Below are 20,172 nucleotides of genomic sequence, written 5' to 3' on the forward strand. Positions count from 1 at the left end.
CGCGCCTACCCTGAGGTCCACTATGCATAGCCCTTCGGAGCTGTCGCGGCGCCAGAAGAGATTCGGGCGAATCATCAAGGAACGCCGGGACGAGCTCGGACTCACGCAGTTACAGATCGGCGAGCTCGGGGGACCATCGGCACCGACGATTCGCAAGATCGAGGACGGCGACGCGGCGATCAGCACGCACACGCTGAACAAACTCGACGCGCCGTTGCGCTGGCTGCCGGGCAGTGCCGCGCGAACCTACGCGGGCGGCACCCCGGCCGCCGACGAGCCCGTGCAGGTCGCCCGCCACCCTGGCGAGTCCGTGGTGGCCGGACCCGACTCGATCCGGTTCGAAATCGCCGATCTCACCGGCCTGCTCGCGGTCACCGGCCGGTTCAACGACGCGGTCGAGCAGGGCCGGGCAAACGATCCCCAACTGGTCGCCGCGATCGACGAACTCAACCGCGTGGTCGCCAAACTGTCGGTCCGCTACGCCACCACGATGCTGGAACGCAATGGCGGACCGGGTCGGTCACTACACCCACTCGTCGAAATGGCGTTCGCGCACCTGCTCGAGGTGCCCGCCGAAGCCAGCGACGCGGACGAACTGCAGGAACGGCGATACCGGCGCTGGTTGGCCGGACGATCGGAGGACGTGGATGCTGCGACAGAGGCCCAATTCCGCGCCCGGTGGCTGGCTGCCAACATGGCCACGACCGCGAGCCGAAACGGCGGGCATTGAGGTGACGGAGATGACAAACGAAGCGCCGACCGGCGCGACGCTCACGCTGAGTCACAAAATCAATCGACTCTTCGCGGTCGTGCATCCCCGCTCCGCCCCCGAACGCAGCAATGCGACGGTGGCCGAGCAGGCCGGGGATTTCCTGGGCCGGTCCATCCCGGTGAGCCACCTCGAGCGACTACGCCGCGGCGAGTTCGACGGCGAAACCGCCTCCAGCACAGTCGAACCGGATGTCCTTGCAGCGATAGCCCAGAGCTTCGGTGTCGCCGCGGACTACCTCACCACGACCGGTCCGGCGGCCGCGGCGATCGATCGGGAGCTGGAGTTGCTCGCGACCATGCGGGACGCCAACGTCTCCAGCATCGCGCTGCGCGGTTCCAATGTCGATCAGTCGATTCTCGCCAGAATCATCGAGAGCACGGATCGACCCGCACCACCGAGTCGGTAACATCTCCGCCTACATGGGGGCACTGAGCTTGCTGTAGGAGATCGATCGAATGGCCATGCAGGCGCGCTTCCGGCACCTGACACGGGACGTACCGATACCGCACCCGTGGGATCTGTCGAGCTACCTCGACGACGTCGCGGCGTATCGAGGCCGCAGCATCAGCCTGTTGCCGATCGACACCGCGCTGCTCGCCGGGACCGGCTGCGGCACGGGCAGCGGTTTGTGGATCGCCAAGCAGGACAGCGATGTCATCGTCTACGGCGCGGACACCACCGAGTGGCATGCCGAGCACATCATCGTGCACGAGCTGGGCCACATGCTGCTCGGTCACGGCCCGGAGCAGCCGACCGACGACCAGTCCGCGCCGACCACGCCCACCGTGGCGGCGGTCGCCGAGCTGCTGCCGTCGATTTCGCCGGAATCCATCGCCCATGTCCTCGGCCGCACCGACTACGGCACCACCCGCGAACGCGACGCCGAGACCTTCGCCGACATGGTCATGCTGCACGCCATGCGCCCGCCCCGCCGCGACTCGCTACTGCACCGGACGTTCTTCCGCGACCGTCGTCGGTGACCTCGCCGATCCCGCCGCTGATCGCGGGCCCGGTGATCGCGTTCATCGCGCTGGTGCGCCGGATAGCGCTGCACCGCAACACCATCGATCGACTGCTCAACCGGGAAATGGCTGCACGGAACGGATTGTCCGACAATTGATTTCCGCCACGGACCGGCCTCCGGGCATTCAACTGGTGCGCTGAACACCCGGAGCGGCGGGCGAACGGCACCTGCTATGCGAGCCGGATGAGGCCGTAGTCGAAGGCGTGCCGACGGTAGACGACCGACGGTCGGTCGGTCTCTCGGTCTTGGAAGAGGAAGAAGTCGTGGCCGACGAGTTCCATCTGATAGAGGGCGTCGTCGACGGACATCGGGGTGGCGGTGTGCACCTTGGTGCGGACGATATGACCGGGTCCCGCGTATTCCGCGTCCTCCGCCATCTCGTCGGGGCGGCGGCGACTGTCACCGTCGGGGTGGTCGTGCGCGGTACCGGATCCGTTCGGCTGCGCGAACAGCGAGTCGTCCACCAGATCGGCGGTCGCCTGGGCGACCGACAGCGGGGTCTTGTCCCCGTAGTGCACCTTGCGGCGATCCTTGGTCCGGCGCAGGCGGCTTTCCAGCTTCGCCGTCACCGACTCGAACGCGGCGTAGAAACTGTCGGCGCATGCCTCGGCCCGGACGATCGGGCCCTTGCCGCGCGCGGTGATCTCGACGCGCTGACAGCTCTTGCGCTGCCGACGATTTCGCTCGTGGAACAACTCGACATCGAAGATGAAGATCGACGGGTCGAAGCGTTCGAGCCGGGAGAGTTTCTCCGCGACATAAATCCGAAAGTGATCCGGAACTTCGACATTGCGACCTTTCACCACGACGTCCGCACGGGGCGTCCTGGTTCGGTCCGCAGTGGATTGTTCGGTCACGTCCATGGTGCGGTCATCCAGCACCGAAGGATCAGCGTCTTGCACTGAAGGTCGTGAAGAAGTCGTCACGCGTACCTCCCGAATATGGCCGCACAGACGATGTGCGTGCGGCGGGATTGAGCCGTGCCGATCGACGATCTCTCGGCACATGATGTCCGAGGCGCCACCTCCAAACTCCCGGTTCGGGTGTGTGATCGCGACGGTAGTACGACATCAGGGAGTACGCCAGTGTTCACGCAAATTTCCCGGAGTCAAGCAGCACAGGTAACCAATACGGCGCGTGTCCGTACTCCGATCCGCGCCAGCGCGCGCACCGACTCGCGGGCCGTCGCACCGGTTGTCAGCACGTCGTCGACCAGCACTACCTCGGCGTTTTCCGCGATCTCCCACAACGCCGCCGAACCGGGTATCGTCGTGATCCGACCAGCCAAATTGTCCGCCCGCTCCCGGGGTGTCAAGCCCACCGAATCACGCGCACCCCACCACACCCGCAGCATGGATATCATTTGGCTATCGGGCAGCCAACTCGCGGCTACCCGCGCCGCGCGCAGCACCGGATCACCGCCGCGTCGCCGGGCAGCCACCGTCCGGCTCGGCGCGGGCACGAGCACCAACGGCAGATCCCCCGCCCGCAGTCGCGCGAGTCCGCCCGCCAACGCCGCACCGAGCGGCTCCGCCACATCCCGGCGGCCAGTCTCCTTGGCCGCCAACACCGCCCGCCGTCCCGGCCCCGCGTAAGGCCCGAGCGCCCAGCACGGCACCCCGGGATCCGTCCGCGGCCATACCCGCACTGGCGGACCCGCGAGTGCCGCCGCACAGTCGGCGCACCAGCCGACACCCGGCGCCCGGCACCCCGCGCACGAGGCGGGCAGGATCAGATCCAGCAAGGTCCGCATCGCCCGAGTGTGCGCCGACCCACCGACAGGAGCGGGCCTGCCTTCGAACGCCACCGTACCCCCGCTGGGCCGTCCCGGCACGGCCGTGTGCGACCCGGCGCGACTGATTCTTCTTGCGAGAGAACCATTTACGCGGCTGCGGTACGGAGGTACGCTGCGGATGGCTCCGGCGCAAACCGAGCCGGGGGGAATTTGATAAATGGGGAGGGACCCACATGTTTCGAACACTGCTGTTGATCGCCGCGACCATCGCGACCACCGGAATCGCCGCCACGGGAGTTGTCGGCACGCCGACCGCGAACGCCGAGATTGTCACGTACCTGACCGAGTACGCCTGCGAGAATTCGATGGCCCATGAGGGCTACAAGGTGGAATGCGAGTACATCAAGAACCTCGAGCACCTGCCGTGGTTCGGCGGCTGGGTGCGCAAGTAGTAGACGAGGCCTCAGCCAGGTAGCACCGGTACGGCGTTCGCGCCAAGCCCCGGCACCTCACGCCAGTACGGTTCGCCGCCGTCCGGATTGCTGGTCAACTCCAGCACCGCACGGGAATCGGCGGCGTACTGGTGTTCCGGGGAAGCGCTGACCTGCCGCACCGGTGCTGTCAGGTTCCGGCTGGTCCGCGTGATGCCGCCGGAACCGTCCAACGACACGGTGCTGACCGGGTCGACATTGCCTTCGCGGGCGATGAGCAGCATGTCGCTGCCGAACCAGGACACCGAAACGGCGGCCGTACTCGAGTCGACCCCGACCGGCAGCGGCGAAGTCAGCGCGTACCCGCCGCCCGGCTTCGAAACGACAACCGCCACATAGACTTTGCCGTCGGCGATCAGTGCGGCCCGCACCCCGGTGCGAGAGATCCGCAGCTCGGTGATCGGCGGCCGGAACGCCGAACCGGAGGCGGCGCTGGTGAGCTCCGACGTATCGACGTCCTGCTGCGAAACGGTGCCGGTGGTCCGGTCGTTGACGACCCGGATCACCCGCTCGCCATCGATGACAGCCCACGCCGCGGTGCCGTCGACGTTCCAGGACGGCCGGGTGATGGTGCCACCTTCGGCGACCGGAATAGCGTTGCCGCCGTAGGTGCCGACCATCAGGGTGCGCGGCTGTTCGGGCGCGGGCCGTCCCGCGTCCGCCACCGCGGCGACGAACTGACCGTCCGGCGACATGGCGGCCGAGAGCAGATTGTTCACGGCGCCGAAGTAACCCGGGGTCGGCGTGATGACACCGTTGTTCTCCTCCACCCGCACCAGCGCACCGCCGCGCAACGCGTGCAGGCCGACCTGATTGCGCCCGATGGTCGCCGGGCTGAACTGCTGCACGTCGGCGACGGACCAGCCGCTGCTGGCGAATCGCTCGTCGAGCGGCTTGCCGTCGGCGAGCAGCATGTACGGCCCGAGGATGTCGGCGCCCGCGAGGGTGAGCACGACCTGTGCGGCGAGTAGCTCGCGGTCGTGCGGACTCAAGTTCGACGCACCGGCGAAATCGATCTTCACACCACCGAGCCCGACACCGACTTCGTCCGGGTCGCCGTTGGCCTTGGTGATCGGGCCGCGCAACGCGACCGGCGCCGCCAGCTCATTGCGCAGCACCGGGGCCAGCGCGGGCTGCGTGCCCTCGCCGAGCATGGCGAGCAGCCGCTGGGTCAGCTGCACCTTGGGCACGGAGATCCAGCGCAGGTCCGGCACGACGGAGCCGCCGGTCGGATCGACGAAGTAGAGCACATAGCGCCGATACATCTTGCCGAAGGCGATGGAGTCCATCACCACGCCGTCGGGCAGCTCATCGATGCGCCACTCGCCGTTGACCTTGGTCATCTCGATCTTGTTCTCGAGCGGATCTGCGGTGGCGCGGTAGGCGCCGTCGGCCGACAATTCGCCGACCTTGCGCGCCCGGACCCGGTAGGTCGCCTTGTCACCGGATCGCGACTCGCGCAACGTGTCCGGCTTCTCCACGATCGTGATGCCCGCGGCATCGTTCCAGTGCGCCGCGGCCGACGGGGTCATGTACTGACGCGCCGCCAGGTGCCGGTTGGTCGGGTCGGCGGTGGCCAGCATGAAGTCGCGCAGCAGCAGGTCGGGGTCGCGCCCGGCGATCGGCGGCGGTGGCCCCTCGGAGGTCGGCTCCCGGTTGATGGTGCCGAGCGCCTGCGGCGCCGAGGATTCCGGCAGGCTCGCACAGCCGGAGAGCACGACGAGCACCGCAACGGCCGCCGCGCCGAACGCGAACAGCCGCCGCATCTTCGCAGAACCGGTACGCATTGCCATGACTCCACCTCGCCCGGAAGCCGGCGCCACCGTCGTCGGTGCCGCGCTACGGATGGCTCGAGCCGGGCGCGCACCGAGCGGACGATTCCCCCTCATGAGGGCACGTCCCCGGGTTCGTTCGACGCGTCCGCGCCTGCCTTGCTCGAGTCGGACTTCTTCGAGTCGGCCGTGCCCGCGTCGGCCTTGCTCGCGTCGGTGCCTACTTGCCTCGGGTCCGCGACAATCGGCGTCGACTCCGCCGCCACCGATCCATTGCCGGTGGGGGCCGCCGCCACACCGTCGCCGGATCCGGAACCCGCTTCCGGCTCAGTCACCTTCGGCACGACCTCGAGCTCGACCTGCCGTACCGCGGCCTGCCTGCGCACGGGTTCCAGCGGTAGCGGGCTCACGCCGAGCTTCTTGCCGCGCACCAGCGGCAGCGTCAATCGGAAGCTCGCGCCGACCCCGACCTCACCCCAGGCCTCCAGCCTGCCTTCGTGCAGATTCGCGTCCTCCACGCTGATCGACAGACCGAGACCGGTACCGCCCGAGCGGCGCATCCGGGACGGATCCGACCGCCAGAACCGGTTGAAGACCAGTTTCTCCTCGCCGGGCCGCAGACCGACACACTGGTCGCGCACGACCACCGAGACCGCGTTCGCGTCGACGTCGCCGCGCATCCTGATCAGCACCGGCTTGCCCTCGCTGTGATCGATGGCATTGGCAAGCAGATTGCGCAGCACGCGTTCCACCCGGCGCGGATCGACCTCGGCGACCAACGGCTCCTCGGGCAGATCGATGACGACCTCGACACCGGCGTCCTTGGCCAGGTGCCGCACCGTGGAGATCGCCGCCCGCGCGCACATCCGCACGTCCAGCGATTCGACCTGCAACTCGGCCACACCGGCGTCGTGGCGACTGATCTCGAGCAGGTCGTTGAGCAGTCCCTCGAAGCGGTCCAGTTCGTTGACCAACAGCTCCGCACTGCGGGCCAGCGCCGGATCGAGATCGTCGCTGCTGCCGTGGATCAGGTCCGCCGCCATCCGCACGGTGGTCAGCGGGGTGCGCAGCTCGTGACTGACATCGGAAGTGAACCGGCGCTGCAGGTTTCCGAATTCCTCCAGCTGGGTGATCTGGTTGGACAAGCTCTCGGCCATCTCGTTGAACGCCTGCGCCAGCCGCGCCATATCGTCCTCACCGCGCACCAGCATGCGTTCCTTGAGCCTGCCGTCGGCGAAGCGACCGGCGATCCGCGCGGCCGACCGGATCGGCAACACCACCTGCCTGGTCACCAGCGCGGTGATCGCGGCGAGCAGGACCAGCAGCACGATGCCGCCGATCAGCATGGTGCCGCGCATCAGGTCCAGGCTGCGCTGCTCGCTGGCCAGCGGGAAGATGAGATAGGTCTCCAGCGTGGGTATTTCGATGCTCGGGCTGCCGATGACCAATGCCGGGCCGTGATACCCGCTCGAGTCCGAGACCGTGGTGAACTGGCGGCTGACCTGTCCGCGCCGCACGAAGTTGCGCAGCTCGGCGGGCACATCCTGAATCGGTCCGGCGGCGACCTCTTGCTGGCCGCTGTCCACCATTACCAGCGCCACGTCGTAACTGCCCGCGACACCGGTCTGCGGGCTGCCATCGCTGGACAGCGCGTTGCGCGCCTCGACCAAGCGGTTCAGCTGGGTACCGGCGTCGGGGGTGCCGACCAACTGGCTGTGCACCGCATTGCGGGCGCGGGCCATCTCCTCGACGGCCGCGTTGATCTTGGTGTCCAGCATTCGGTTGGTGATCTGATCGGTCAGTACCAGACCGAGAATCGTGATCACGATCAGCGACAGGGTGATCGTCGAGACGGCGACCCGCAGTTGCAACGACCGCTGCCAGAGATGGCCCAGCACTACACCGAGTTCGGTGAACCGTGCCCCCACCGCTGCCAGCCGCCGCTCCAGGTGGCTTCTGGAGCCATCGTTCACGACTGCGCCTCGCGGGCGGTCGATGCCCCCGTTCGCCCGAAGGCTGTAGCTGGGCCGCGCTGGATCACGGTGGGCCGGCCTTGTAGCCGACGCCGCGGACGGTCAATACGATCTCCGGATTTTCCGGATCCTTCTCGACTTTCGCGCGCAGCCGCTGCACGTGCACGTTCACCAGCCGGGTATCGGCGGCATGCCGGTAGCCCCAGACCTGTTCGAGCAGGACCTCGCGGGTGAACACCTGGCGCGGCTTGCGGGCCAGTGCGACAAGCAGATCGAACTCGAGCGGCGTCAGCGAGATCTGCGTGCCACCACGAGTCACCTTGTGCGCGGGCACGTCGATCACGATGTCGGCGATGGACAACAGCTCGGCGGGCTCGTCCTCGGTGCGGCGCAGGCGAGCCCGCACTCTGGCCACGAGTTCCTTCGGCTTGAACGGCTTGACGATGTAATCGTCGGCACCGGACTCCAGACCGAGCACGACGTCGACCGTGTCGGTCTTCGCCGTGAGCATCACGATCGGTACTCCGGAATCGGCCCGCAACACACGGCATACATCGATGCCGTTCATGCCGGGCAGCATCAGGTCCAACAACACCAGATCGGGGCGGATCTCCCGAACCGCCGCCAGGGCCTGTGTGCCGTCGCCGACCACATGCGGGTCGAACCCTTCCCCGCGCAAGACGATCGTGAGCATCTCAGCGAGCGCCATATCGTCGTCGACGACCAGAATCTTCGGCTTCATAACTACTATGTTGTCATCTCCCAAGCCAGGATCGGGCCGCCACGCCAACACTGGTGCGAACCTGCGGCACATCCAACCCTATCGAGTAATAAATTCAGCGAATCGCGCGGTCACCGTAGCTGGATCGTCACCGGATCGGTATATCCACCAGGGGCCGTACCAGTCGCGTTCGGCCAGCTCACGGTACACCGCGCCGGTGCGGTGCTGTAGCCCGCCGTCGCGTTCGTAGGCGTCGAGCGCGCGGCGGTCGTCGAGTTCGCCACGCTTGCGCGCCCGCTCGGCCGCGACCTCGGTCGGCACGTCCAGCAACATCTGCAGCGCGGGCACCGGCAATTCGAACCGTCCGAACTCCAGTTCCCCTACCCAGCGCACGATTTCGCCGTCGGCCGACTGTTCCAGGCGCGCCGCCGAATACGCGGCGTTGGACGCCACGTACCGATCGAGCACCACGATGTCGTTGTCCGCCAACAGCTTCGACAGCTCGTCGCGGGCACCGGCCCGATCCAGCGCGAACATCAGCGCCATCGCGTTGACCGACGCAGCGAGATCGCCGTGCGCACCGCGCAGCGCCTCGGCCGCCAGATCCGCGTGCACCGAGCGGTCGTAGCGCGGAAAGGCCAGCGTCGTCAGTCGAATCCCGCGCCCCCGCAGGTCCGCGGCGACGCCATCGATCAACGTGCGCTTCCCCGCGCCGTCGACTCCCTCCACCGCAATCAACACGCCCATGCCGAGCAGGCTACCTGCGGCGGAGTTGATCGACCGAAGGCGGCCTTCACCCCTTGTCGCAGGAGGAAGGCCGCCTTCGGTCGGTAGCGGTCAGTAGCGGTAGTGCTCCGGCTTGAACGGGCCGTCGACATCCACACCGATGTACTCGGCCTGATCCTTGGTGAGCTTGGTCAGCTCGCCGCCGAGGGCTTCGACGTGGATCTTGGCGACCTTCTCGTCGAGGTGCTTGGGCAGCCGGTAGACCTCGTTGTCGTATTCGTCCGGCTTGGTCCACAGTTCGATCTGCGCGATCACCTGGTTGGAGAAGCTGTTGGACATGACGAACGACGGGTGGCCGGTGGCGTTGCCCAGGTTCAGCAGGCGGCCCTCGGACAGCACGATGATCGACTTGCCGGATTCCTTGAAGGTCCACTCGTCGACCTGCGGCTTGATGTTGATCCGGGTCGCGCCGGAACGCTCCAGCGCCGCCATATCGATCTCGTTGTCGAAGTGACCGATATTGCCGAGGATCGAGTGATCCTTCATCGCCTTCATGTGGTCGAGGGTGATGATGTCCTTGTTGCCGGTCGAGGTGATCACGATGTCGGCGTCGCCGATCGCCTTCTCGACGGTGACCACGTCGTAGCCGTCCATCAGCGCCTGCAGCGCGTTGATCGGGTCGATCTCGGTGACCTGCACCCGGGCGCCCTGGCCGGCCAGCGATTCCGCACAGCCCTTGCCGACATCGCCGTAACCGCAGATCAATACCTTCTTACCGCCGATGAGCACATCGGTGCCGCGGTTGATGCCGTCGATCAACGAGTGGCGGGTGCCGTACTTGTTGTCGAACTTGGACTTGGTGACCGAGTCGTTGACGTTGATCGCCGGGAACACCAGCTCACCCGCGGCGGCGAACTGGTACAGCCGCAGCACGCCGGTGGTGGTCTCCTCGGTGACGCCCTGCACCGACTCGGCGATGGCGCTCCACTTGCCCTTGTCGGTCTCGAAGCGCTCACGCAGCAGGTTCAGGAACACCTTGTACTCGGCCGAGTGGTTCTCGTCCTCCGGCGGGACGACGCCCGCCTTCTCGAACTGCGCGCCGCGCAGCACCAGCATGGTGGCGTCGCCACCGTCGTCCAGGATCATGTTGGCAGGTTCGTTCGGCCAGGTGAGCATCTGCTCGGCGGCCCACCAGTACTCCTCCAGGGTTTCGCCCTTCCAAGCGAAGACCGGGACGCCCTTCGGCTCGTCGACGGTGCCGTTCGGCCCGACGACGATGGCGGCCGCCGCGTGGTCCTGGGTGGAGAAGATGTTGCACGAGGCCCAGCGCACCTGCGCGCCCAGCGCCACCAAGGTCTCGATCAGCACGGCGGTCTGCACGGTCATGTGCAGCGAGCCGGAGATGCGCGCGCCTTTCAGCGGCAGCACCTCGGCGTACTCGCGGCGCAGCGCCATCAGGCCGGGCATCTCGTGCTCGGCCAGCCGGATCTCCTTGCGGCCGAATTCGGCCAGCGCCAGATCTGCCACCTTGAAGTCGATGCCATTGCGGACATCGGCCGTCATGGCGGTTTGCGCGGGAAGTTCTGAGGTCGTCATAGCCGCTATCTGCCTCTCCTGGAAGTCGGTACCAACACGCAAGGTTAGTCGCTGGCGCGGCGGGTGGGTACACCGTACTCACCCTTGCTAGCTTGGCGCGATGCCGAACCTCCGCCTACTAGCCAGCACCACCGTCGCCGGTCTGCTCGTCCTCGGCCTGAGCACCGCGTGCGACAGCAGCTCGGAATCGTCACCGACCAGCCCGTCCCGCACGGTGGAACTGCAGGCGCACCGCGGCGGACGCGGTCTCACCGTCGAGGAATCGCTGCCCGGTTTCGCCAAGGCGATCGAACTCGGTGTCAGCACGCTGGAGCTCGATATCGTGCTCACCAAAGACAAGATGCCGATGATCTGGCACGACCCCACCATCCTCGCGACCAAATGTGTGGACACCGCACCCGCGACACCGGACGATCCGCAATTCCCCTATGTGGGCAAGCTGATACACGACCTCACCTACGTACAGACCCAGACGCTGGACTGCGGGCGGACCCTCGCCGACTACCCCGGCCAGCAGGCGGTGCCCGGCAACCGGATCGCCACGCTGCCCGCGCTGTTCGACCTGGTCAAGTCCTACCGGGGCGCCAACCTTCGCTACAACATCGAAACGAAGGTGGAAGCGGAGCACCCCGAGCAGTCCGCGACACCACAGGAATTCGTCGACGTCATCCTCAGCACGGTCGCCGCGGCGGGCGAGACCGGCAATGTCGACATCCAGAGCTTCGACTGGCGTTCACTTCCGCTGGTGCGCAAGGCGAATCCGTCGATCCCGTTGGTGGCGCTGTACGACGACACCACCTTCGTCGCGGGATCCAAGTGGCTCGGCCCGATCCGCTACGAGGACTTCGCGGGCGATCCGCTCGGGGCGGCGAAGGCGCTCGGCGCCAACGCCGTCTCACCGGGCTACTCGGTCCCCTACGGCCGGAAGGCGGGCGAACCCGGCTTCGGCGTGGTAGCGGACAAGACCTATGTGGAGCGCGCCCATCAGCTCGATCTGCGGGTGATCCCGTGGACGGTGAACGACAAGGCCACCATCGCCGCGCAACTCGACACGGGCGTGGACGGCGTGATCACCGACTACCCCGACCGCATGCGAGAGGTGTTGCAGGAGAAGGGGTTACCCCTGCCTCCTGCATACCACCGCTGAGCCGGGGTGGACCGGTGACTACGCCGCGCCCGACTCCGGCACGTCGGGCTCCGCCAAATGCGACTCCGCGGAATTCGACTGGGCCGAACTCGACGGGCCTGACTTCGACTGGGCCGAATTGGACTGGGTGCCAGCCAGTGTGGCGACGGTGCCGTACATCTCCAACAGACGGCGCCGCTTGCGCGGATGGATATTCGCGCGGGTGACATCCCCGTCGTAATGCTCGAGCACCCGGTGATCCATGATCGCCCGCCACAGCGGCGGAACGGCGGCGAACAGAATCATCGTCGCGTACCCGGCAGGCAATTGCGGCGCCTGCATCGAGCTGCGCAGCGTCTGGTACCGGCGTCCCGGATTGGCGTGATGGTCGCTGTGCCGCTGCAGATGGAACAGGAAGATGTTGGTGACCAGCCGGTCACTGTTCCAGCTGTCCCGCGGCGAGCAGCGCGCGTACTTCCCGTTCGGGCGGCGAGCCCGCAGCAACCCGTAGTGCTCGATGTAGTTCACCGTCTCCAGCAGCGAAGCGCCGATCACCGCTTGCAATATCAGCCACGGGAGCACCGTCCAGCCGAATATCGCGATCATCGTGCCGAACAGCAGCACGCTCATCGACCATGCCTGCAGGATGTGGTTCTGCACGCTCCACCAGCGCAGGCCCTTGCGCTGCAGACGCTCCCGCTCCAGCGCGATCGCCGACCGGAAGCTGCCGAACACACTGCGCGGCAAGAACTCCCACAGCGTCTCGCCGAGCCGCCCGCTGGCCGGATCCTCCGGGGTCGCCACTCGCACGTGGTGGCCTCGATTGTGCTCGACGAAGAAGTGACCGTAAAACGACTGCGCCAGTGCGACTTTGGCCAGCCAGCGCTCCGCGTGTTCGACCCGGTGCCCGAGCTCGTGCGCGGCGTTGATGCCGATGCCGCTGACGAAGCCGAGCGTCGCGGCCAGGCCGAGTTTGTCGAGGGTGCTCAGCTCGTGCCCCGCCCACATGTAGCAGGCGATGAGCAGGCCGATCAGTTGAACAGGAAGGAACAGATAGGTGCACCACCGGTAATACCGGTCGTTGGATAGCAACTCATAATCCTCATCGCGCGGGTTGGTGCCGTCCTCGCCGACAACCCAGTCCAGCACTGGGATGACGATCAGCACGATGATTGGACCGATCCACCAGAACACCCTTGCGCCCGTCTGCAACACGAGTTGCGAGGGCAGGAGTGCGCTCAGTGGAGCGATCAGGCCGAAAACCCATAAGTGTCGTTTGGGATCAGAAGATACCGCCGGTTTGCCAACCGTTTGCACGTTTGCCCCGCTAAATAGAAACCCTAACTCCGATGTACGAGAATAGTTCCAGACTGTACGACTGTTTCGCAGACCTTGGCGGTTGAAACGTGATGAGGGTTACATCTAGGGCCATACTTTTTTAAGTGGGCTCACATGTGTCTGAAGGTGCGGCTTACTTCGCGCAAACGGACTGCGGTTCTTCGGAGTCCGATCAGGGCTCGATTCGGGCCGCCAGGATCGCCTCGACATACGGGCTCAGCAACTGGCTCAACTCGCCCGGCGCATCCCGTCCTGGACCCGGCGGCGTGGGAATGTAGCTCAGCGCGATGCGCACCAGCGCGTGCGCGATGACATCGGATTCGGCCGCCGTGGCCGCCACCCAACTGTGCTGGAAAGCCAGTGACAGCCGCCCGGTGGCATGGTCGAGCAACGGCCCCGCATCAAGGGTGATGAGCCGCAACAGGTCCAGCTTCACCTCGCCGGCGAGCAGTGACTGCACCAGCGGGTCGGCGGCGGCGTCGACAAAGAAATTGGTCATCCCCTCGCGGAACGCCGCGCGGACATCACCGACATTGCCGGTGATGGCCGCGTCGACGTGATCGACCAGATCGTCGGCCAGGCGCAGCGCGTACGCCTGCGCCAGCCCGCTGCGGGAACCGAACTCGTTATAGAGGGTCTGCCTGCTGACGCCCGCCTTGGCCGCCACGTCGCCGAGGGTGATCTTGGACCAATCCCGCTCGGTGAGTAGTTCGCGCATGGCATCGAGGACGGACGCACGCAGGAGTTCCCGCGCCGCTTCCTGATAGGGGATACGGGTTCCGGTGCGCGGCATACCCGCGACACTGTCACGGGCGGTTCCCGCAGTCAAAGTGTCATGACCGTTCGATTTCGACCATGTAGAAGTCCGCCTTCGCCGCGCCGCAGTCCGGGCAGGTCCAGTCGTCGGGGATATCGTCCCAGCGGGTGCCCGGGGCGATCCCGTCGTCCGGCCAGCCCTTGGCTTCGTCGTATTCGAAACCGCATTGAATGCATTGGAACAGCTTGTATTCACTCATTTGACGGCTCCCATCGGTTCGAAGTCGATCTTTTCCCGGACACCGCAGTCCGGACAGCACCAGTCGTCGGGGACTATTTCCCAGCGGGTTCCCGGCGGGAAGCCCTCGTGCGGCGCGCCTTTCGCCTCGTCATAAACGTATTCACAGACGGGGCAGCGAAATGAGTTCATGCCCGCACCTCGCCGCTCGCCGCACCGCCGCGGTAGCGGGCGAGCACGGCGTCCCGTTTACCGGGCTGAATGTTCGCGCGGGTGATGTCGCCGCCGTAGTGGGCGAGCACCCGCTTGTCCATCACCCGGCGCCACAGCGGCGGGAAGTAGGCGAGCAGGATCATGCTGGCGTAGCCGCTCGGCAGGTTCGGCGCACCATCCCAACTGCGCAGCGTCTGATAGCGCCGGGTCGGATAGGCGTGGTGGTCGCTGTGCCGCTGCAGGTGGTACAGAAAGATATTGGTAACGATGTGGTCACTGTTCCAGCTGTGCACCGGCGCGGGCCGCTCGTAGCGGCCGGACGAAGTGCGTTGCCGGACAAGCCCGTAGTGCTCCAGGTAGTTGACCGCCTCCAGCAGGCTGAAGCCGACCACCGCCTGCAGCACGAGATACGGCAGCAGGCCGATACCGAACACCGCGAGCAGCACGCCGTACAGCGCCGCCGACATCAGCCAGGCGCTGAGCACCTCGTTCTTCAGGCTCAACGGCTTCTTGCCGAGACGCGCCAGGCGGTCCTTCTCCAACCGCAACGACGAGGTCAGGCTGCCCCACACGGTGCGCGGCCAAAATGCCCAGAAGGACTCGCCGACACGGGAACTCGCCGGATCCTCCGGCGTCGCGACCCGCACGTGATGACCGCGGTTGTGCTCGATGTAGAAGTGGCCATAGCACGACTGGGCCAGCGCGATCCGCGACAGCCAGCGCTCCAGGTGCACCTTCTTGTGTCCTAGTTCGTGGGCGGTATTGATGCCGATGCCGCCGATCATGCCGACCGTGATGGCCAGGCCGATCTTGTCCACCAGCTGCAGGCCGCCGTCGAAGCCGAGCCAGCTCACCTGGTCCGCGGTGATCAGGTAGCAGGCCATGATCAGCGTCGCGTACTGGAACGGCAGATACAGATAGGTGAGGTAGCGGTAGTACTTGTCGTGCTCCAGGTACTCCATCGCCTCGTCCGGCGGATTGTCACCGTCGGGCCCGAAGAAGATGTCCGCCAACGGGATCAGCACGTACACCAGGATCGGGCCGAGCCAGAACGGCACCTGCGCCAGTCGGTGCCAGCCGAGCTCGTTGAGCGCCAAGATCACCGGGATTCCGATGGTGAAGAGGCCGGTGGGGGCGAACAGGCCCCACAGCCACAGATAGCGCTTGCGATCGCGCCAGGCCGGGGTCGTCACCGGCTGCGCAGACGTGTCGGCTGTCGTCGACATCGTTGTCTCCAATCCAAAAGCGGCACGTCATGTGACGTGCATTACCCCTGAAATGGACGATAGAGATCAATTTGTCGTTTGTCTAGACAAATCAGCCGATTTGTAAAGTTACGTGGGTTCGTGAAACGCAAACACCCCGGTCGCGGCGAGAGCCGGCCGGGGTGTCTGTCGTCGAGGGGCGTTACCGCAGCAGCACGTCCACGTTGGCGGGCAACGCGTCGACCGGCCACCAGCGCAGGTCGGTGGACTCCGCGCTGCGCACCGGGACGGCACCGGCCGGTGCGGTGATCCGGAACAGCAGATCGAGGTGCCTGGTCGGCACGCCGAGCGAACACGTAATCGGATGCGCTTGGGCGCCATACAGTTCCGGCTCGAGCCGCAGCCCGGGGATGCCCGACTCCTCGGTGGCCTCGCGCAGCGCGGCACCCGCCACCGTGTCGTCACCCTCCTCGCAGTGGCCGCCGAGCTGAATCCAGCTGCCGACCCGCGGATGCAGGGTCAGCAGGACCTCGCGTTCGTCGTGCGAGAAGACCACCGCCGACGCGGTGATGTGACCGGGCACGTGCTCGCGCAGACAACCGCGTGGGGCCGAGCCGAGAAACGCGAGCATCGCCTGCCGCAGCGATTGGTCGGAACCCTCGGTCGGCGACCATTTTTCGAGCAGTTCGGTGGCCGATGCATGCAAGGAATCCGCGCTCACAGTTCGACCAACCCCGGTCCGGGGCCGGGCACCGAGCGCGGCGTGAGTTCCTCCGGCGGGTGACCGATGGCGATGGCGCCCAAGGGATTCCAGTCATCCTCAAGCCCCAGGACGCCGCGGGTGATCTCCGGCGCGAAGATGGTGGAGCCGATCCAGCAGCTGCCGAGGCCCTCGGTGGCCAGCGCGACGAGCAGACCCTGGACCGCCGCGCCGACCGCGACGGTGAACATGGTGCGCTCATGGGTGCGCCTGCGCTCGTCCGGATAGTCGTGCGCGCCGTCCGGCACGCAGAACGGCATGATCACCTCGGGTGCGTCGAAAAGGATTCGGCCACGGGCGATTCGGCGCTCCACCCGGTCCGGCGGCAGCCCGTCCGCGGTGAGATCGGTGCGCCACTTCTCGGCCATCGCGGCCAGCAGCCGAGCCCGCAGACCCGGCTCGCGCAACCACACGAACCGAACCGGGCGGGTGTGGTGCGGCGCTGGCGCGGTCAGGGCCACGGCGACCGCGGCGCGGACCCGTTCGGGATCTACCGGCGCGTCGGCGAACTGCCGGATCGAACGGCGCAGCAGTACCGCCTCGCGGCGTCCCCGATCGATCGCCTCGGCGGTGCCGAGCCAGAACAGGTCGTCGGTGCCGCCGCGCAGCAGATCCGCGGCGGCGGACCCGTCGTCGACGATCGGCAGCCCGCGTACCACCGCGACCGGCACGCCACCGAGCTTGCCCTTCACCAGATCCGCGGCGGCGGCCAGTTCGTCCGCGATCGCCACCTGGGTGACATGCAGTTCGTTGCCCTGCCCGTCGACAGCGCCCGCGTAGTCGTGCAGCACCCGCAGGCCCGCGGCGCCGATCGCGGCGTCGGTCTGGCCGTTGCGCCAGGCGCGGCCCATGGTGTCGGTGATGACCACGGCGACCCGCACACCGAGCCGTTCCGCGAGCGCCGAACGCAACGCCTTCGCACTGGCGTCGGGATCGGCCGGCAGCAACACCAATTCGCCCTGTTCGACATTGGAGCCGTCGATCCCGGAGGCCGCTTGGACGATGCCGAGCTTGTTCTCGGTGATCAGGGTGCGGCCCTTGCGCGCGAGCACCCGCACGGCCTCCTGCTCGACCAGGGCGCGGCGTACGGCATCGCGTTGCACCGGGTCCAGCGGCGCGTCGACGATGCGTCCCTCGACCTTGGCGACGATCTTGCTGGTCACCACGAGCACGTCGCCGTCGGCCAGCCAGGGCGCGCCCGCGGCGATGTGTTCGGCGAGGTCGTCACCGGGGCGGAACTCGGGCAGCCCGGTGATCGGCAGGATGCGCAGTTCACCGGCCGCGTGGTCTATCCCGGCCGCGTCCGTCGCTGGCTCGGTCGGCTCATTCACGGCTTCACTCCCGCAAGGTCAAGCGCCTCCCGCACCATCTCGGCGGTGGTCGGCGGATCGGTCATCAGCAGCGGAACGCTGCGTACTTCGACACCGGGTACGTCGGCGGTGTCGGTGGTGTGGATCAGCCAGCCGTCCAGGATGCCGGTGGCCGAGCGGGCGCCGTAGTGGCGGCCGATCGCCTCGGCGGTGGTCTCGACGCCGATCACCGACAGGCATTCGTCGGCCATGCCGCGCAATGGTCGTCCATCGATCACGCCCGACACGCCGATCACTTTGGCCGCTGTGGTGCGCAGCGCGCCGCGGATGCCTGGCACCGCCAGGATGGCGCCGATGCTCACCACGGGGTTCGACGGAGCGAGCAAGACCACATCAGCCGACTCTATGATCTCGATCACATTTGGGGCCGGTTTGGCGTCCTCAGCCCCAATTGTGGCGAATCCATGGGTCTCGATGTTCGCGCGATAGCGAACCCACCACTCCTGGAAATGGATCGCGCGACGTTCGCCAGGGTTGTCGGGGTCGGTCACAACCACATGCGTTTCACACCGATCGTCGGTTGCCGGGAGCAGTTTCACGCCCGGCTGCCACCTGTTGCAGAGCGCCTCGGTGACCGCGGAGAGCGGATACCCGGCGCGCAACATCTCGCTGCGAACCAGATGTGTGGCGATATCGCGGTCGCCGAGACCGAACCAGTCCGGCTGCGCGTGATATTTCGCCAGCTCCTCCTTTGCGTGCCAGGTTTCGCCGACCCGGCCCCAGCCTCGGTCGGTATCGATGCCATCGCCGAGGGTATACATGCAGGTATCGAGGTCGGGACAGATCCGAAGGCCGTGCATCCAGACGTCGTCGCCGACGTTCACGATCGCGGTGACATCGGCCTCGGGCAGCAGTTCCCGGACACCTTGGAGGAAACGCGCGCCGCCGACACCCCCGACCAGGACGGCAATCCGTGGCCCGTTGCCTGCTTCGGTATCCGCTTGAAGAGGAGTCACATCCGCACAGCCTATGCGCTGCCGGACCGGCGGATGTTCGGCGCATATTTGCTGGTCATTTGCCCTACAGTTGGACAAGATCATCTTGGAAGACGTTCGCGGATAGTAACGGAATAGCGACGGCGGCTTGACCATCGACACGTCCGGCGTGTCTAATCACAGTCATGTCATTTCGGGTTCGCGCGAGAGTGCAAGGCGCGAACAGCTTTTCGAACAGATGTTCGCATCGAGATGATGAGCTCGGGGACGTCCGCGGGACAACGTCGCGGGGTATGGCCGTCGGTAGGCGTGTTGGTCCGACGGAACGAATCATTCTGCGCTAACACACAGTGAGGAGGCGGAGCGATGGCCAACGAGATGGTCTCGCCGACCGATTCCACAGCAGGCGCAGCACGTGGCGTCTGCGCAGACAATGGCTGGAAGGATCGCGAGGGGGGTGGTGACGAAGTCTCGACGCCCCGGCTCAGCCTGGTCGTCACGGGCTTCGACGAGATGTTCGAATCCATCGAAGAGCAATGGCAGGAGCGTGCCCTGTGCGCGCAGACCGATCCGGAGGCGTTCTTCCCAGAGAAGGGCGGCTCGACTCGCGAAGCGAAACGGATCTGCATGGGCTGCGAAGTACGCGACGAGTGCCTGGAATACGCACTCGCCCACGATGAGCGTTTCGGCATCTGGGGTGGCCTCTCCGAGCGGGAGCGCCGCCGCCTGAAGCGCGGAATAGGTTAACCGCAGACTTGGGTTGGCCCCCGAGCTATTCGCAAGCGCGAGAAGTCGCCACGGCGACAACAGATCTCGCGAATCAGCGAGTAACTCCGGGGGTACGCCCGAGCTCCCATCAGTAGACCGAAGACCGGCCAGCCGACCGGCGGGACACCACTGCGTGCGCGTGCGCGCGACGGGCTGACTAGGTTTTAACTCATGGCACGTTCCCGGAATCGTCGTCCACCGACCGCACGGTCGGTGATCCGCCGTGGTCGCGGGGTACGTGGGCCGATGTTGCCGCCCACCGTGCCCGCCTGGCGCACCCGGGGGCAGAAGTTCGACCGGCTGGTGCTGGAGGCGTTCGCACCGCTGGACACCCGCTGGCACGACCGGCTCACCAAACTCGACATCGCGGTCGACGATGTGCCGAAAATCCGTCCGCTGCATCCTGATTCGGTCACCTGGCCGGACGAGGTCGTCGCCGACGGCCCGGTGCCGCTGTCCCGGCTCATCCCGGCGGGCGTCGACCGGCACGGTGCGGCCACCCGCGCCAGGGTGGTGCTGTTCCGCAAACCCCTGGAGCTGCGCGCCAGCGACCCCGACGACCTGGTCGACTTGCTGCGCGAGGTGCTGGTCCAGCAGATCGCCACCTACCTCGGCGTCGACCCGGACATCATCGACCCGGAACCGGAGTAAGA

At 66.6% G+C, this 20,172-nt stretch carries 23 protein-coding genes; 8 read left to right on the forward strand and 15 right to left on the reverse strand.

The annotated features are described in order from the left end of the window. The first annotated feature begins 22 nt into the window (after positions 1–22). The 4 genes from KV110_RS34095 to KV110_RS34110 are packed head-to-tail and all read left to right on the forward strand — an operon-like array spanning position 23 to position 1,892. Positions 23–730, forward strand: a complete 708-nt coding sequence (locus KV110_RS34095) for a helix-turn-helix domain-containing protein (protein WP_218471260.1) — start codon at positions 23–25, stop codon at positions 728–730. Between the two features lie 10 nt (positions 731–740). Next, entirely contained in the window at positions 741–1,178 is a 438-nt protein-coding gene (locus KV110_RS34100) for a hypothetical protein (protein ID WP_218471261.1), read from the forward strand. Positions 1,179–1,227: 49 nt separating this feature from the next. Next, positions 1,228–1,752: a zinc-dependent metalloprotease gene (locus KV110_RS34105; protein WP_218471262.1), complete on the forward strand. Its 525-nt coding sequence runs from the start codon at positions 1,228–1,230 to the stop codon at positions 1,750–1,752. After that, complete coding sequence (locus tag KV110_RS34110) at positions 1,749–1,892, forward strand: hypothetical protein (RefSeq protein ID WP_218471263.1); 144 nt, start codon at positions 1,749–1,751, stop codon at positions 1,890–1,892. The genes KV110_RS34105 and KV110_RS34110 overlap by 4 nt, the downstream gene beginning before the upstream one ends. A gap of 74 nt (positions 1,893–1,966) precedes the next feature. Here the strand turns inward: KV110_RS34110 and hpf are convergent, their stop codons facing one another. Beyond that, positions 1,967–2,722, reverse strand: a complete 756-nt coding sequence (gene hpf / locus KV110_RS34115) for a ribosome hibernation-promoting factor, HPF/YfiA family (RefSeq protein WP_393537859.1) — start codon at positions 2,720–2,722, stop codon at positions 1,967–1,969. Positions 2,723–2,904: 182 nt separating this feature from the next. Next, on the reverse strand, positions 2,905–3,549 hold the full coding sequence (locus KV110_RS34120; protein ID WP_218471264.1) for a ComF family protein: 645 nt from the start codon (positions 3,547–3,549) through the stop codon (positions 2,905–2,907). Positions 3,550–3,764: 215 nt separating this feature from the next. Between KV110_RS34120 and KV110_RS34125 the strand changes: the two genes are divergently transcribed. Then, positions 3,765–3,983 (forward strand): hypothetical protein, encoded by a 219-nt coding sequence (locus KV110_RS34125; RefSeq protein WP_218471265.1) that lies wholly within the window; start codon positions 3,765–3,767, stop codon positions 3,981–3,983. Between the two features lie 11 nt (positions 3,984–3,994). On the opposite strand, the gene lpqB is transcribed toward KV110_RS34125, so the two are convergent. The 5 genes from lpqB to ahcY form a co-directional block, all read right to left on the reverse strand. Then, positions 3,995–5,815, reverse strand: coding sequence for an MtrAB system accessory lipoprotein LpqB (gene lpqB, locus KV110_RS34130; RefSeq protein ID WP_218471266.1), 1,821 nt, complete (start codon positions 5,813–5,815; stop codon positions 3,995–3,997). Between the two features lie 92 nt (positions 5,816–5,907). Then, a complete protein-coding gene (gene mtrB / locus KV110_RS34135; RefSeq protein WP_218471267.1) occupies positions 5,908–7,767 on the reverse strand; it encodes an MtrAB system histidine kinase MtrB in 1,860 nt (619 codons plus the stop codon). Positions 7,768–7,831: 64 nt separating this feature from the next. After that, on the reverse strand, positions 7,832–8,509 hold the full coding sequence (mtrA, locus tag KV110_RS34140; RefSeq protein WP_378733553.1) for an MtrAB system response regulator MtrA: 678 nt from the start codon (positions 8,507–8,509) through the stop codon (positions 7,832–7,834). Positions 8,510–8,587: 78 nt separating this feature from the next. After that, positions 8,588–9,235, reverse strand: coding sequence for a dTMP kinase (locus tag KV110_RS34145; protein WP_218471268.1), 648 nt, complete (start codon positions 9,233–9,235; stop codon positions 8,588–8,590). 90 nt (positions 9,236–9,325) lie between these two features. Then, on the reverse strand, positions 9,326–10,810 hold the full coding sequence (gene ahcY, locus KV110_RS34150; protein ID WP_218471269.1) for an adenosylhomocysteinase: 1,485 nt from the start codon (positions 10,808–10,810) through the stop codon (positions 9,326–9,328). A 100-nt stretch (positions 10,811–10,910) separates the two neighbouring features. Here ahcY and KV110_RS34155 point away from each other — a divergent pair, with 100 nt between their 5' ends. Beyond that, positions 10,911–11,957, forward strand: a complete 1,047-nt coding sequence (locus tag KV110_RS34155; protein ID WP_218471270.1) for a glycerophosphodiester phosphodiesterase — start codon at positions 10,911–10,913, stop codon at positions 11,955–11,957. An 18-nt stretch (positions 11,958–11,975) separates the two neighbouring features. On the opposite strand, the gene KV110_RS34160 is transcribed toward KV110_RS34155, so the two are convergent. From KV110_RS34160 to cofD, 8 genes are all read right to left on the reverse strand, one after another. Then, positions 11,976–13,253: an alkane 1-monooxygenase gene (locus tag KV110_RS34160; RefSeq protein ID WP_218471271.1), complete on the reverse strand. Its 1,278-nt coding sequence runs from the start codon at positions 13,251–13,253 to the stop codon at positions 11,976–11,978. 193 nt (positions 13,254–13,446) lie between these two features. Next, entirely contained in the window at positions 13,447–14,067 is a 621-nt protein-coding gene (locus KV110_RS34165; RefSeq protein WP_218471272.1) for a TetR/AcrR family transcriptional regulator, read from the reverse strand. Between the two features lie 40 nt (positions 14,068–14,107). Beyond that, positions 14,108–14,290 carry a rubredoxin gene (locus tag KV110_RS34170; RefSeq protein WP_218471273.1) on the reverse strand — a complete coding sequence of 61 codons (183 nt, stop codon included), beginning with the start codon at positions 14,288–14,290 and terminating at the stop codon, positions 14,108–14,110. Further along, positions 14,287–14,460: a rubredoxin gene (locus KV110_RS34175; RefSeq protein ID WP_218471274.1), complete on the reverse strand. Its 174-nt coding sequence runs from the start codon at positions 14,458–14,460 to the stop codon at positions 14,287–14,289. The genes KV110_RS34170 and KV110_RS34175 overlap by 4 nt, the downstream gene beginning before the upstream one ends. Next, positions 14,457–15,719 carry an alkane 1-monooxygenase gene (locus KV110_RS34180; RefSeq protein WP_393537851.1) on the reverse strand — a complete coding sequence of 421 codons (1,263 nt, stop codon included), beginning with the start codon at positions 15,717–15,719 and terminating at the stop codon, positions 14,457–14,459. The genes KV110_RS34175 and KV110_RS34180 overlap by 4 nt, the downstream gene beginning before the upstream one ends. Before the next feature lie 169 nt (positions 15,720–15,888). Continuing rightward, on the reverse strand, positions 15,889–16,407 hold the full coding sequence (locus KV110_RS34185; RefSeq protein ID WP_218471276.1) for an NUDIX hydrolase: 519 nt from the start codon (positions 16,405–16,407) through the stop codon (positions 15,889–15,891). After that, positions 16,404–17,777 carry a coenzyme F420-0:L-glutamate ligase gene (locus KV110_RS34190; protein ID WP_218471277.1) on the reverse strand — a complete coding sequence of 458 codons (1,374 nt, stop codon included), beginning with the start codon at positions 17,775–17,777 and terminating at the stop codon, positions 16,404–16,406. Before KV110_RS34190 ends, KV110_RS34185 begins: the two co-directional genes overlap by 4 nt. Next, positions 17,774–18,772, reverse strand: coding sequence for a 2-phospho-L-lactate transferase (gene cofD, locus KV110_RS34195; RefSeq protein ID WP_246634152.1), 999 nt, complete (start codon positions 18,770–18,772; stop codon positions 17,774–17,776). The genes KV110_RS34190 and cofD overlap by 4 nt, the downstream gene beginning before the upstream one ends. Positions 18,773–19,264: 492 nt before the next feature. Between cofD and KV110_RS34200 the strand changes: the two genes are divergently transcribed. Together KV110_RS34200 and KV110_RS34205 are read left to right on the forward strand one after the other, a co-directional pair. Beyond that, entirely contained in the window at positions 19,265–19,498 is a 234-nt protein-coding gene (locus tag KV110_RS34200; protein WP_029901515.1) for a WhiB family transcriptional regulator, read from the forward strand. A 192-nt stretch (positions 19,499–19,690) separates the two neighbouring features. Beyond that, positions 19,691–20,170: a metallopeptidase family protein gene (locus KV110_RS34205; protein WP_218471279.1), complete on the forward strand. Its 480-nt coding sequence runs from the start codon at positions 19,691–19,693 to the stop codon at positions 20,168–20,170. Positions 20,171–20,172 lie beyond the last annotated feature (2 nt).

The organism is Nocardia iowensis (genome assembly GCF_019222765.1).
In the GTDB taxonomy this organism is placed as follows: Bacteria; Actinomycetota; Actinomycetes; order Mycobacteriales; family Mycobacteriaceae; genus Nocardia; species Nocardia iowensis.